A 13,918-nucleotide genomic window follows, 5' to 3' on the forward strand; every position below is an offset into this window, starting at 1 on the left:
CGGGGAAGGGGCTCCCGCGGTGCGGGGGCCCCTTCCTGCGTGCGGCGCCGGTCAGGGCGTGTGCGCGGCGGTGTCCCACAACTGGGCCGGGCGTCCGCAGCGCAGTGCCTCCCATGCCGCGCGCCGGTAGCAGCCGGCCACCAGGCCGTCCCGGACGAGCCCCGACGCCCCGTGCAGGTGGACGGCGTCCCGGGTCACGTCGAGGGTGGTCTCCGCGGTCAGCGCGATCAGCCCGGCGGCCTCCCCGGGGGTGAGCCGGCCCTCGTCGAGGTCCCGGGCCGCGTCGCCCACGGCCCAGCGCACGGCGTCCAGGCGGGCCAGCAGCCCGGCCACGCGCAGCCGGGGTCCCTGGTGCTTGACCAGCGCCTGGCCGAACTGCTGCCGGCCGCGGATCCGGGAGACGACGGCGGTCAGGGCGGCCGCCGTGATCCCGGCGAGCAGGGACGCCTGGTGGACGGCGGCGCGCAGGCCCACGCGGGCCAGGGCCCGTTCGGCGGCGAGGCCCCGCAGCAGCACGGCCCCGGCGGGGATCCGCGCCTCGTCGAAGACGGCGCCGGCGACGGCTCCGCCTCCGTGGTCGCGCAACGGCCGGACCCGGACGCCCGGCGCGGGCAGCTCGACGAGGGCCACGCAGGGCCCGTCGGGGCCGCTCGCCAGGATCAGAAGGGCGCCCGCGTCCACACCGGCGGCGAAGGGGCCGCCGGTGCCGGTGAGGACGACGCCCCCGTCGTCGCCGTCCGGTTTCCAGGCGATGCCGGGGGGTACGGCGCCGCGCGGGTCGGGCAGCCGGCCGGGGACGGCGAGCGTGAGCTCCCCGGCCCGCACCCGGTCGAGGGTGTTGTCGGTGCCCTCGGGGGCGAGGGGGCCGAGGCCGGCGAGGAGGTCCAGGGCGAGGAGGGTGTCGGCCAGCGGGACGGGCTGCATGGCGTTGCCCGCCTCCTCGCAGGCCATCGCGAGGACGGCCTGGCCGAGGTCGAGCCCGTCCTTGTCGATGGGCAGGGCGAACTCCCAGGCGCCGACCTGCGTCAGCGCCTCCCAGGCACCGCCGGGGGTGTCCCCGTCGACCTCCAGGCCCTGGCGCACGGTGAGCCGGAGCTGGCGGAAGAGCGAGTCCTCGTCCTCGCGTTCGCGCCACCGCTCCGCCCCGTCCGCGCCGTTCCCGTTGACCGCCTGCGTCGTCACGGCCGTACCTCCGCCCCAGAGTCCAGACGCAGCCGGGCCAGCGTCTCCAGCATCATTTCGGCGGTGCCGCCCGATATCCGCATCCCGGGGGCTTCGCGCATCGCCGAGTCCAGTGGGTGTGCCACCCCGTCGACCTCCGGGTCGTCGAGGGTCATGCTCGTGTCGCCGTCGAGTTCCGCGGCCCACCAGGCCACTTCGGCGGCGAGTTCGGTGGTGTACCACTTGGCGGCGGCGGCCTCGTCCTCGTTGAGCTCGCCCCGGTCCAGGCGGGTCAGGACGCGGCGGACCAGGGTCCCGGCCGCGAGCAGCCGCGCGTTGAGCTTGGCGAGGCCGATCTGGTCGTGCTGGCCGGCCTCCAGCCGGTCGGTGTGGGCCTCCAGCCGTTCCACGGCGGCCCGGTACCAGCGCAGCGCCTTCACGTAGTAGTCGAGTCCGGTGCGTTCGAAGGCGAGCGTCTTGACCACGATCGCCCAGCCCTGGCCGAGGGTGCCGACGACGTCGTCGGCGGTGACGGCGACCCCGTCGAGGGCGACCTCGTGGAAGGCGTCGTCGCCGATGCCGGGGATCTGGCGGATGGTGACGCCCGGCTGGGCCAGCGGGACGAGGAACAGGCTGAAGGCGTCGTCCTCGCCGCGGGCCAGGCACAGGCCGTAGTCGGCGAACCGGGCGAAGAGGGAGTGGACCTTGGTGCCGTAGAGCTTGTAGCCGCCCTTGCCGTCGGGGACGGCGCGGGTGGAGAGGATGTTGAGGTCGGAGCCGGCCTGCGGTTCGCTGAAGAGGACGCAGCCGAAGGAGGTGCCGGCGGCGAAGCCCGGCAGGTGGCGCGCCTTCATCTCGGGGCTCGCGACGTTGAGCAGGGTGGAGCCGACGATCTGCACGGTGAGGGTGTGCAGGAGGTCGGGGACGTCGTGCATGGCGAGTTCCTCGACCAGTACGGCGGCCGCGACCTGGCTGACGCCCCGGCCCCCGTACTCCTCGGGCCACTGGGGTGCGAGGAGGCCGTGTGCGCCGAGGGCCCGGTGGATGGGCCGGGGGTCGCGGCTGCGCCGGGCCTCGGCGACGGGGGCGGACACCAGGATGTCGTGGATGTCCTCGCGCAGGGCCCGCATGGGGGTGCGGGGCACGTCGGCCCCGCTCCGTACGAGCCCGCAGTCCGCGGGCGCGCGGTAGAACTCGGTGGTGAGCACGGGCAACTCCCTAGGCGGGTCTGGGTGGGTCCGGGTGGGGAAGCGGGGGCCGGCGGCGGATCCGGCCCCCGCTCAGTGCCGGGTGGTGAGCGGGGAGGCGGGTGCGGTGACGGCCGTGTCGAGTACGTCCTCGATCCCGCTGAGCAGGCCCCGTACGTCCTCGGGCGTGGCCGCGTGGCGGTTGTACTCGGCGGTGCCGCCGATCTCGCCGTCCCGTTCCACCAGGCCGACGCAGGCGAGGGCGGCGGCCGGGTCGGGACTGTAGAGCTCCAGGTGGCGGGCGGGCGGGCCGGGCAGCTGGCCGACCCGGATGCCGGGCAGGTCCAGGGGGACGGCCGGGTAGTTGTGCAGGGCGAACAGCACGCCGTACGGCGGGGGCGTGCCGTCGCCGAACAGAACGTCCACGGGCAGCCGCTGGTGGGCGAGCGCCTCGGCGACGGCGGTGCGGGTGCGGTGCAGCAGTTCGCGGAACGAGGGTCCGCCGGCGAGGTCGAGCCGGATGGGCACCACGGTCGTGAACTGTCCGACGGCGCCTTCGAGGGCCGTGGCGAACCGTCCCGCGGCCGGGGTGCCGATCACCACGGAGGTACGGCCCTCCCGGCGGGCGAGGACGACGGCCAGGGCGGCGAGCAGGGTCATGAAGGGGGTGGCCCCCTCGGCCGCGCCCAGCTCCAGCCCGGCCTGGACGGGTCCGCGCGCGAGCCGTACGGGCAGGTGGCCGCGTTCGAACCCGCCGGGGGCCCGGGGGGCGGGCGGGTCCGCGGCGAACACCGCGCGGCGCCGGGCGAGTTCGGCGGAGCCGTCCGCCGCGGCGAGCCAGCGGTGCTGCCAGTCCGCGTGGTCGGGGAGCTGGAGTGCGGGCGGGTCGAGTGCGCCGCCGCCCCCGCGGTAGGCGGCGGCCAGGTCCGCGAGGAACACCCCGGAGGACCAGCCGTCGAAGACCGCGAGGTGGGAGGCGAGGATCAGGACGTGCTCGTCGGCGGCGGTACGCAGCAGCCGGAAGGCGCTGGTGCGGCCGGCCTCCAGGTCCAGGACGGTGGAGGCGCTCTCGGTGAGGGCGACCGCCACGCGTTCCGCGGCGGCCTGCGGGGTGAAGCCGGAGAGGTCGGCGCGGGTGAGCCGGAGCACCGGTTCGTCCTCGACGTGCAGCCGCGGCTGTCCGGTGGCGGAGACGGCCAGCCGGGTGCGCAGGGCCTCGTGGCGGCGCAGCACCGACGTGAGGGCCTCGGTGAGCCGCCGCGGGTCGAGGGGGCCGGTCAGGCGCAGGGCGTGCGAGCCGGTGGCGACCGCCGGACGGCGGCGTTCCCGGCGCCACACGCGGGCCTGGAGGGCGGTGGGCGGGACCGGCCCCGCGCCGGAGCGCGGGACCGGGTGGGCGGGTACGGGTCTGCGGGCGGCCAGCATCAGGCGGGCCAGCTCGCGCTTCGCCTCGGGGAGCGCGGAGAGCGCTCCTTCGAGTCCGGCCGGCTCGGCCATCAGGAGCCGTCCGGGGTCTGCAGGGATCCGAGGAGGGCGGCGGCCTCCTCGTCGCTCATGTTCTCGATCTGCTCGAACACGGCGAGGAGCCGGTCCTGTTCGCCGGCCGCCTCGGCCTGGGCCGCGCGCACCAGTTCGGCGAGTCCGGAGACGGTGGGGCGGCCGAAGAAGTCGGCCAGGGCGATGTCGATGCCGAAGAGGGCGCGGACCCGGGAGACGACAATGGTGGCCTGGAGCGAGCTGCCGCCCAGGGCGAAGAAGTCGCCCTCCACGTCCGGGTTCTGCCACTCCAGGAGCGGGGTGAGGATGTCCCGGCAGATCTGCTCCTCGATGGCGTCGCGCGGCGGTGTGCCGCCCTGTCCGGCCTGTTCCGAGGGCAGCGGCAGGGCAGCGGTGTCGACCTTTCCGTGCGGGGTCAGGGGCAGCTCGGGCAGGACCGTGACCACCGGCACCATGTAGCCGGGGAGCCGGGCGGCCGCGTAGGAGCGCAGGCCCTCGGCGTCGGCGACCTCGGAGGCGTACGCGCCGACCTGCTCGACGGTGACGTAGGCGGCCAGCATCCGCTCGCCGCCGGCCGCGGGCTGGGCCACCACGACGGCCTGCTGCACGGAGGGGTGTCCGGTCAGGACGGCCTCGACCTCTCCGGGTTCGATCCGGTGGCCGCGCACCTTGAGCTGGCGGTCGGTGCGCCCGAGGAAGTCGAGGTTTCCGCCCGGGAGCCAGCGGACCAGGTCGCCGGTGCGGTAGAGCCGCGCGGTCTCGGGGCCGTCCGCGAAGGGGTTGTCGGCGAAGCGTTCGGCGGTCAGGTCGGGGCGGCCCAGGTAGCCGCGGGCGATGCCGGGGCCGGCGACGCACAGTTCGCCGGGGACGCCGGGCGGGACCGGGCGCAGCCGCTCGTCGAGGACGAAGGCCTGGTGGCCGGGCATGGGACGGCCGATGGGCGGGTTGCGGTCGTAGCTGCCGGTGCAGTCCATCAGGGTGACGGCGACGGTCGCCTCGGTGGGCCCGTAGCCGTTGACGAAGCGGCGCTCCCCCGCGGTCCATTCGGCGACGAGCCGGCCGGGGAAGGCCTCGCCGCCCACCGACACCAGGCGCAGGTCGGGCAGGGCGGCCTGGTCGAGCAGGGGCAGCAGGGCGGGCGGGATCTCGGCGACGGTCACCGCGTCCTCGCGCATGCGGGTCTGCAGGAGGGCGGGGTCGCGGCGCTCGTCGTCGGTGGCGATGACGAGGGTGGCGCCGGCGAGGAGGGTGGTGAAGACCTCGAAGACGGAGACGTCGAAGGTGAGCGGGGCGAACTGCAGGACCCGGTCCTCGGCCTTGATCTCGTAGGACCTGGCGATGGTGCGGGAGAAGTGGGTGACCGAGCGGTGCTCGATCATCACGCCCTTGGGGGTCCCGCTGCTGCCGGAGGTGTACAGCACGTAGGCCAGGTCGCCGGGGGTGGAGCTGGGGGCGAGGGAGGGGACCTCGCGCACGGGGGCGGCCGTGCCGGTGGTGACCAGTTCCAGCGGGACGGGCAGGTCGGCGGACTCGTCGACGAGGGCGTGGCGGACCTTGGCGTCGGCGAGGACCGTACGGGTCCGCTCGGCGGGGGCTGCGGGGTCGACGGGGAGGTAGTGGGCGCCTGCCTTGAGGACGCCGAGGACGGCGGCGACGGCGGCGGGGCCGCGGGCGACGCAGACGGCGACCGGGTCTCCGTGTCCGACGCCGCGGTCGCGCAGCCGGTGGGCGATGGCCTCGGACCAGCGGTCGAGTGCGGCGTAGTCGATGCGGGTGGCGCCGCAGCGGACGGCGACGGCGTCCGGGTTGATGGTGGCGCGCTCGCGGAAGGCGCGGTCCAGGGTGGTGGTCCAGGCGGCCTCGTCGACGGGGCCGCCGCGGGAGAGTTCGCGTGCGTGGCGGGAGGCGGCCGGCTCCTCGACCAGGGTGATGTCGCCGACGTGCAGGTCGGGGTCGTCCGCGACCTGTTCCAGGACCTGGCGGAAGGCGGTGAGCAGGGCGGAGGCCGTGCCGTGGCGGTAGAGGGAGGTGTTGTACTCGAGGGAGAGCTCCAGGCCGTCGTTCTCGCCGACCAGGAAGCTCATGTCGAACTTGGCCGCTCCGTCGTGCAGTTGGTCCATGGTGAACTCGACGTCGGCGGCCTCGGCACGGTGGGTGCCCCAGCGGCCGAGCGAGGTGAACTCGATCTGGAAGAGGGGGTGGCGCAGCGGGTCGCGGACCGGGCGGACCGCCTCGACGACCTGCTCGAAGGGGAGTTCGCTGCTGGTGAAGGAGTCCATCACCGAGGCGGCGGTGCGGGTGACGAGCTCGCGGAAGGTGAGTCCGTCGGTGACCTCGGTCCGCAGGGTGATCATCTGGACGAAGCAGCCGATGACCTGTTCCAGGTCGGGGTGCGGGCGGGAGGCGCTGGCGGTGCCGACGACGACGTCCTCGGTGCGGGTCCAGTGCCGCAGCAGCGCGTTGAAGGCGGCGAGGAGGGTGGTGAAGACGGTGGTGTTGGCGGCGTCGGCGAGTTCGGTCAGCCGGTCCAGCAGCTCCTGGTCCAGGGTGAGCTTGAGGCCCTTGCCGTCGCCCCGGGTCTCGGGGCCGCGCGGGTGGTCGGGCATGACCTCGGTGGCCACGGCGCCGGCCAGGATCTGGCGCCATTTCGCGGCGAGGGCCCGGCCGTGCTCGTCGTTCTCCAGTTTCGCGCGCTGCCAGGCGGCGAAGTCGGCGTACTCGACGGCGAGGCGGGGGGCCTCGGGGCGCCTGCCCGCGGCGGCGGCCGCGTAGCTGGCGGTCAGCTCCTCGGTGAAGATGCGGGTCGAGCCGGGGTCCCAGGCGATGTGGTGGACGACCCAGAGCAGGACGTGCCGGTCCTCGGCGAGGCGTACGAGGTGGGCGCGCACGGGCGGGGCGGCGGCCAGGTCGAAGGGGGCGGAGGCGGTGGCGGCGGTCAGCTCGGCGAGCTCCCGGTCGGCGTCCTCGCTGCCGGACAGGTCGGTGCTCTGGACGCCGAGCACGAAGGAGGGGACGGGCTCCTGCCAGGGGACGCCGTCGATCTCGACGAGTTTGCTGTGCAGCACCTGGTGGCGTGCGACGACGGCGTTGAGGGCCTCGTGGAGGGCGGCCCGGTCCAGGGGACCGCCCAGGCCTATGGAGAGGGCGATGTTGTTGCGGGCCTTGCCGGCGCCGAGCTTGTCGACGAACCACATCTGCTCCTGCTGGAAGGAGGAGCGGGAGCGCGGGCCGTGGTCGGCGCGCTTGAGTTCGACGCGGCGGCCCACTCCGGCCGTCATCTGGTTGCGCATCCTGCCCAGGAGCCGGGAGCGCTGTCCCTGGGGCAGGCGGCCGAGCCGTTCGGCGAGGTCAGACATGGGTTCCTCCGTTGCTGTGCAGGTCGGCGAGCAGGGCGGCGAGGCGGTCGGGGAGGTGCTTGGCGAAGTAGTGGCGGCCACCGGGGAGGACGGCGAGCCGCACGTCGGGCGCGTAGCGGGCCCAGGCGCGGTAGCCGTCCCGGTAGCCCTCGGTCGCGTCGTCGGCGTCGCCGATGATGCAGGTGAGCGGGGTGGCCAGGGGCCGGTCGTAGCCGGCCGGGGTGCGCGCGAAGAAGCGTGCGGCCTCGGTCATGTCGTGGCGGACCATCCGCAGGACCGCGGTGAGGTCGCGGTCGTCGAGGACCCCGTCGAAGCCGTCCATGGTGGTCAGGTAGGCGACAAGGTCGTCGTCGCCCGAGACGCGCTCCATCTCCAGGGCGTACTCCGGGTCCTCCTCGGGGAGGGCCGCGGCGAGGTCCAGGGCGAGGGGGCGCTGTCCGAGGCGTTCCAGGACGTGGGTGGTCTCCAGCGCGGTGACGACGCCGGCGCAGTGTCCGTAGACCGCGTACGGTCCGCGTACGGTGCGGGCGATCTCGGCGGCGGCCAGTTCGGCGAACTCGGCCACCGGGAGCATGGGGCCGGGGCGCAGCGGGTCGTGTCCGGGCGGCGAGACCGCCAGCAGTTCGATGTGCGGCGGGAGCTGTGCGGCGAGGGGCTGGTAGGCGATGGCGTCGCCGCCGCCGTGCGGGAAGCAGACGAGGGTGAGCGTCGTGGTGCCGGGGGGCCGCTGCGGGGTGAGCCGGTGCAGCAGCCGGTGGCCCTCGGCCGCGGCACCGGAGAGTTCGGCGGTGCGGGCGGCGAGGCCCGCCGGCGTCGGGTTGCTGAAGAGGTCGACGACGCGCAGGGCGGCGGCTCCGGTGTCCGGGAGGGCGGCGGCGACCGCGCGGACGGCGCGGACGGCGGCGAAGGAGTCGCCGCCGAGGGCGAAGAAGTCGTCGTCGGGGGCGGCCGCGGGCAGGCCGAGGACCTCGGCCCAGACGGCCGCGATCGCCTCGGCGAGGGGGTCGGTCCCGGCGGTGGGGGCGGCGGGGGTCCGACCCGGTGCGGGCGCGGCGGGGCGCGGGTCGGGCAGTGCCGTGCGGTCGACCTTGCCGTTGGGGCTGAGCGGCAGCCGGTCGAGCAGGACCAGTTCGGCAGGGACGCAGTGCGGCGGCAGGACGGTGGCGAGCGCGGTCCGCAGGGCCGCGGTGTCCACGTCGGCGCCCTCCTCGGGAACCACGTAGCCGATCAGGCGGGCGGATCCGGCGACCTGGCGTGCGGCGACGACGGCCTGCCGGACGCCGGGGTGGGCGTGCAGGGCGCTCTCGACCTCGCCGGGCTCGATGCGCAGCCCGTTGAGCTTGATCCGGAAGTCGGTGCGGCCGAGCAGCTCGATGGTGCCGTCGGCTCCGTAGCGGGCCAGGTCGCCGGTGCGGTAGAGCCGTTCGGTGCGGCCGGGCTCCAGTTCGACGTGGACGAACTTCTCGGCGGTCAGCTCGGGCCGGTTCAGGTAGCCGCGGGCCAGTCCCACGCCGCCGAGGTGGAGTTCGCCCGGTACGCCGACGGGGACGAGGCGGTCGTGCGGGTCGAGGACGTAGGCGAGCTGGTTGGCCATGGGCCGTCCGTAGGGGAGCTTGGTCCACTGCGGGTCGACCCGGCCGACGCGGTGCTCCACGGAGTGGATGGAGGCCTCGGTGGCCCCGCCGAGGGCGGCGAAGGACAGGTCCGGGGCGAAGGCGCGGATGCGGTCGGGCTGGGTGACGGGGATCCAGTCACCGCCGAGGAACGCGGTGCGCAGTCGCGGCAGGCGGGGGCCTCCGGCGTGTTCGAGCTGGTCGACGAGGAGGCCGAGGAGGGCGGGGGCGGAGTTCCAGACGGTGACGCCGTGCCGCTGGACGAGGTCGGCCCAGTGGGCCGGGTCCTTGGCGGCGGCCGGGTCGGGCAGCACGAGGGTGCCGCCGGCCGCCAGGATGCCGAGGGTCTCGTACACGCTCATGTCGAAGCTGGGCGAGGACAGGGCGAGGACGCGGTCGTCGGGGCCGATGCCGTAGGAGCGGTTGAGGTCGAGGATGTTGTTGACCACGCCGCGGTGTTCCAGGGCGATCCCCTTGGGGGTGCCGGTGGAGCCGGAGGTGAAGATGACGTAGGCCAGGTCGCGGGCCGTGACGGGGACGGCGGGCCGGGTCGCGGGACGTTCGGCGAGGGCGGCCCGGTCGGTGTCCAGCAGGATCCGGCCGGTGCCGGCGGGCACCGGGAGGCGGCCGATGAGTTCGGAGTCGGAGACGACGATGGGCGGCGCGGCGTCGGCCAGCAGCAGGGCCAGCCGTTCGGCGGGGTAGTCCGGGTCGAGGGGGACGTAGGCGCCGCCGGCCTTGAGGACGGCGAGGATCGCGGTGACCAGCCCGGGGCCGCGGCGCAGGCAGAGGGCGACGGTGCGGTCGGGGCCCGCGCCGGCTTCGACCAGGCGGTGGGCGAGCCGGTTGGCGCGCTCCTCCAGCTCCCGGTAGGTGACGTTCCAGCCGCCGGCTCCGCCGAGGACGACGGCGGGCGCGTCGGGCCGCCGGTCGGCGTGCTGCTCGAACAGCTGGTGCAGGCAGGCGTCCTGGGGGAAGGGGGCGCGGGTGGCGTTCCAGTCGTCGAGGGCGGTCCGGCGCTCGGCGTCGGTGAGCAGGGGCAGCGCGGACAGCGGGGCGTCGGGGCGGTCGACGGCGCCTTCGAGGGTGGTGAGGAAGTGGCCGAGGAGCCGGTCCACGGTGGCGGCGTCGAACAGGTCGGTGGGGTATTCGACGAGGGCGCGGACGACGGTGCCGGTGTCGTGGACGCTGATCATGAGGTCGTACTTGGTGGCGCGCGAGGAGAAGTCGATGGGCTCGGTGGCGAGGCCGGCCAGGCCGGGTGCGGTGTCCGGGGTCTCGTCGAGGAGGAACATGACGGAGGTGAGGGGCGGGCGGCTCGGGTCACGGGGCAGGCCGAGGGCGTCGACGATGAGGTCGAAGGGCAGTTCCTGGTGGGCGTAGGCCTGGAGGGTGGTGTGGCGGGTGGCGCGGACGAGCTCGGCGAAGCCGGGGTCCCCGCCGGTTCTGATGCGCAGCGGCAGGGTGTTGACGAAGAAGCCGATGAGCTCGCCGAAGGCCGGGTGGTCGCGGCCGGAGACGGAGGTGCCGACGACGACGTCCTCCTGGCCGGTCCAGCGGCGCAGGGTGGCGGCGAAGCCGGCCAGCATCGTCATGTAGAGGGTGGCGCCCTCGGACTTGCCGAACTCCCGCAGCCGGGCGATGAGCCGGGGCGGGAGCTCGATGTAGCGGGAGGCTCCGGCGTGTCCGAAGACCGGGGGTCTGGGCCGGTCGGTGGGGAGGTCAACGGGGGCGGCGCCGCCGAGTTCCTCCTGCCAGAAGGAGGTCAGCTGCTCCAGCCGGTCGCCGCTGACGCGGTGGCGCTGCCAGGTCGCGAAGTCGGCGTACTGGAGGGCGAGCGGGGCGTTCGGCTCGGTTGGGGCACCGGTGCGGGCGGCGTAGGCGCGCTCCAGTTCGGTGTAGAGGATCCGCATCGACCAGCCGTCGGTGACGATGTGGTGGAGGTTGAGGACGAGGACGTGGTCCTCGGCGCCGATGCGGCCCAGCCGGGCCCGGAGCGGGACGGCGCCGGCCAGGTCGAAGGGGGCGCCGGCGTCCGCGTCGTAGAAGGGGCGGACGGCGTCCTCGTCGGCGAGTTCGGTGAGCGGCAGGGGCAGCCGGAAGCCGTCCACGACGCGGGGCACGGCCTCGGAGGCGCCCTCACGGTAGGTGTAGACGGTGCGCAGGACCTCGTGGCGGTCGACGATGTCCTGGAGCGCGGCGTGCAGGGCGGGGACGTCGAGCGGGCCCCTGATGCGGGTGGCCACCGGCACGTTGTAGGCGGGGCTGCCGGGCTGCAGCTGGTCGATGAACCACAGCCGGCGCTGCGCGAAGGACAGCACGGGCGGGTCCGCGGGGTCGCGGGGTGCCGGCTCAGGGTCCTCCCGTACGGCGGCGCGCCCGCCGTTGCGGCCCGTCAGGGCCTGGAACAGTGCCCGGCGGGACTTCGGCAGTGCGGCTATGCGTTCGGCGAGGGACTCGCTCACCTTGAGCCTCCGTGCGTCTTCGGGAGAGGGAGTACGGCAGGACGCGCCGCGGGGACGCGGCGCGGGGCGTACGGGTGCGGGTGCGGGCGGGAGCGGTACGGGTGCGGGGGGTGCCGGGGCGGTGCGCCCCGGGGCGGCCGGGGCCCGGCCGGGCGGAGCCGGGAGCGGATGCCGATCGGCGGGCATCCGCTCCCGTCGGACCGGACGGTCAGGCGGTGATCCTGGCCTCGTCGGCGGCCGGGGATCCCTCCTGGGCGTCGTTGTCGCCGGCGGGCATTTCCTTGATCTTGGCCACCGGCCCCGTGAGCAGGGTCAGACCACCCACGATGGTCACGGCGCCGGCCACCGCGAGGCCGCCGGTCAGGCCGATCCCCTCGCCGAGCGCGCCGCCCGCGAAGTAGCCGAGGGACAGGGCGCCGTAGACCGCGGAGAGGGCGGTGCCGCTGACGCGGCCCATCTGCTCGTTCGGGGTGACCCCCTGGACGAGGCTGAGGACGTGGATGTCGAACATCGGGGAGACGAAGCCGATGACGGCCTGGACCACGATCAGCCCGATGAAGCCGCCGATGGCTCCGCCGGTCGGGACCAGGATGTAGCCGGCGCCGAGGACGACCGCGGTGATGACCAGGAGGCGGCCGACGGAGAGGCTCTTGGAGACGACCTCGGAGAGGACGGCGCCGACGATGACGAAGACCGACATGACGGCGAACGCGATGCCGACCTGGCCGGGGCTGAGGTCCAGCACCTTGTAGGCGTAGACGATCAGGAGTGCGTCACCCATCGCCGCGCCCAGGTTGACCACGACGTTGGCGGTGAACAGGCCGCGCAGGACCGGGTTGCCGAAGAGGGTCTTCATGCCCTCCTTCATCTCCGCCTTGGCGGAGGCCTTTCGCTCCTCGGTCCGCTCCCGCACGTCGCGGTGGCGGATGACCAGGAGGGCGACCAGCGAGACGAGGAAGGTGAAGGCGTCCGCGGTGATGGCGCGCGCGGCCCCGAGCAGCTGGATGAGGGCGCCGCCGGCGCCGGCGCCGACCGCTTCCGCCACGCTCCGGCTGATCTGGAGTTTCGTATTGCCTTCGATGAGGTTCTCGGTGCCGATGAGCTGGGGCAGCCAGGACTGGTAGGAGACCTCGAAGAAGGTGGTGAGGATACCGGTGAGGGCGGCCACGATGTAGACGTGGACCATGCTGACGGAATCGAGGGCGAATGCCAGCGGGATCGTCGCCAGGGCCAGGAAGCGGCCCAGGTCGGCGACGATCATGACGGTGCGCCGCGACACCCGGTCGGCCACGAGCCCCGCGAAGGGGGCGAGCAGCAGGAACGGGAGGAAGCGCAGCGCACCGAGCACGCCCACTTCGAGGGCTCCCCCGTCCAGCACCACGACCGCGAGGGTCGGGAGTGCGAGGAGGGAGATCTTGTCGCCGAAGTTGCTGACGGTCTGCCCGAACCACAGGCGATTGAAATCGGAATGCCGACCGAGTGCCATGTCGACGCCCTTTTCTGATTGGGTACGGAATTGTCGGGACGGCACTGACGGTATGGACCGGGAGTTAGGGCGCGGTTATGAATGCGGGGACTGTAGAACGCTTGTAGACAGGCGATGAGATCCGCTGGAGAAGCGTGCGATGTCGGCGCTCTCGCGGGCGATCCCGGCGGCCGCCCCGGGGCTCGGGGGCTCGGTTCCGGGGAAGGGCTCGACGGTCACGGGGGTGCCCCGGCGGCCTCCCGACCAGGTGCCGACGGCCAGGCCGTCGACGAGGACGGTGGCCCGGATCTGCCCGCCGCCGGGCCAGACCCTGCGTTGGTGCTCCGAGGGTACCGACAGGTCGCGGCTGCGGTAGCCCACGAGGTAGTTGTCGTAGGCCGGCAGCAGGCGGACGTCCGGTTCCCCGGGCGGGGGCGGGACGTCCGGCCCGGTGTCGCCGAGGGCGGCCCAGGCGTTCTTGCCGGCGGTGGTCCGCAGGCCCGACCAGTGGATGAAGTCCTGGGCGTCGGAGGGGCCGTGGGCCAGCCGGTAGCGGCGGGCCAGTTCGCGTTCGGCGGCGGCCCCGGTGAAGGGCAGCGGGCCGGCCGCGGGCAGCCAGTCGTCCAGGAGCACGAAGGTGGCCTCGTCGCCGCGCTGCGGGCCGTGGCAGATGATGCCGGCCAGCGCCGCGCGGCGGATCAGGTGGAAGGCGGACTGGCCCTTCGGCTCCACCCCGAGGGTGGTCAGGCGGGCGGTGAGTTCGGCGCGGGTGAGCGGCCCCTCGGCGGCGATCGCGTCGGCGATGAGCCGCTCGGAGCGGGTGCACAGGGCCTCGTCCAGGCCTAGTTCGCGCAGGCGCCGGGCGGCGAGCGCGAGGTAGACGGGGCCGAAGAGGTTCAGCAGCCAGCGGGCGTCGGCGGCGGGCACCAGTTGGAGGGTCCCCCGCATGAACCAGCCGCGGACGGCCGTGCGTTCGGTGTCGGTGGCCCGGCGGACCGCCTCCTGGGTCAGCCCGCGGGCCCGTACCCGCAGCCCGAGCTCCGCGGCGGGCAGGTCCTGGGCCTGCACGGCGAGCACCCGGTCGAGGACGGCGGCGACCGAATCCTCCCGGACCCCGCCCCCGATCGCCTGTGCGCGGGCCCTGAGCAGCCGTTCGGTCGTACGTCGTTCCACG

The 13,918-nt window shown here is 74.5% G+C and carries 7 protein-coding genes; all 7 read right to left on the minus strand.

What is annotated here, in order from left to right; genetic code table 11:
- Positions 1-51: 51 nt before the first annotated feature.
- The 7 genes from ACPU2J_RS04605 to ACPU2J_RS04635 all read right to left on the minus strand — a co-directional run bounded on the left by ACPU2J_RS04605 (position 52) and on the right by ACPU2J_RS04635 (position 13,917).
- Positions 52-1,182 carry an acyl-CoA dehydrogenase family protein gene (locus ACPU2J_RS04605; protein WP_420081622.1) on the minus strand — a complete coding sequence of 377 codons (1,131 nt, stop codon included), beginning with the start codon at positions 1,180-1,182 and terminating at the stop codon, positions 52-54.
- On the minus strand, positions 1,179-2,369 hold the full coding sequence (locus ACPU2J_RS04610) for an acyl-CoA dehydrogenase family protein (protein ID WP_420081621.1): 1,191 nt from the start codon (positions 2,367-2,369) through the stop codon (positions 1,179-1,181). The genes ACPU2J_RS04605 and ACPU2J_RS04610 overlap by 4 nt, the downstream gene beginning before the upstream one ends.
- Before the next feature lie 72 nt (positions 2,370-2,441).
- Entirely contained in the window at positions 2,442-3,845 is a 1,404-nt protein-coding gene (locus ACPU2J_RS04615; RefSeq protein WP_423832806.1) for a condensation domain-containing protein, read from the minus strand.
- Complete coding sequence (locus ACPU2J_RS04620) at positions 3,845-7,201, minus strand: non-ribosomal peptide synthetase (protein WP_423832807.1); 3,357 nt, start codon at positions 7,199-7,201, stop codon at positions 3,845-3,847. Before ACPU2J_RS04620 ends, ACPU2J_RS04615 begins: the two co-directional genes overlap by 1 nt.
- The gene (locus ACPU2J_RS04625) at positions 7,194-11,279 is read right to left on the minus strand and encodes a non-ribosomal peptide synthetase (RefSeq protein WP_420081618.1); all 4,086 of its coding nucleotides are present in this window, start codon (positions 11,277-11,279) and stop codon (positions 7,194-7,196) included. Before ACPU2J_RS04625 ends, ACPU2J_RS04620 begins: the two co-directional genes overlap by 8 nt.
- A 208-nt stretch (positions 11,280-11,487) precedes the next feature.
- Positions 11,488-12,765, minus strand: a complete 1,278-nt coding sequence (locus tag ACPU2J_RS04630; RefSeq protein ID WP_391347444.1) for an MFS transporter — start codon at positions 12,763-12,765, stop codon at positions 11,488-11,490.
- A gap of 75 nt (positions 12,766-12,840) precedes the next feature.
- Complete coding sequence (locus tag ACPU2J_RS04635; protein ID WP_423832808.1) at positions 12,841-13,917, minus strand: winged helix DNA-binding domain-containing protein; 1,077 nt, start codon at positions 13,915-13,917, stop codon at positions 12,841-12,843.
- Position 13,918: the final 1 nt, after the last annotated feature.

This window comes from Streptomyces manipurensis, assembly GCF_049570255.1.
GTDB classification, from domain to species: Bacteria; Actinomycetota; Actinomycetes; order Streptomycetales; family Streptomycetaceae; genus Streptomyces; species Streptomyces manipurensis.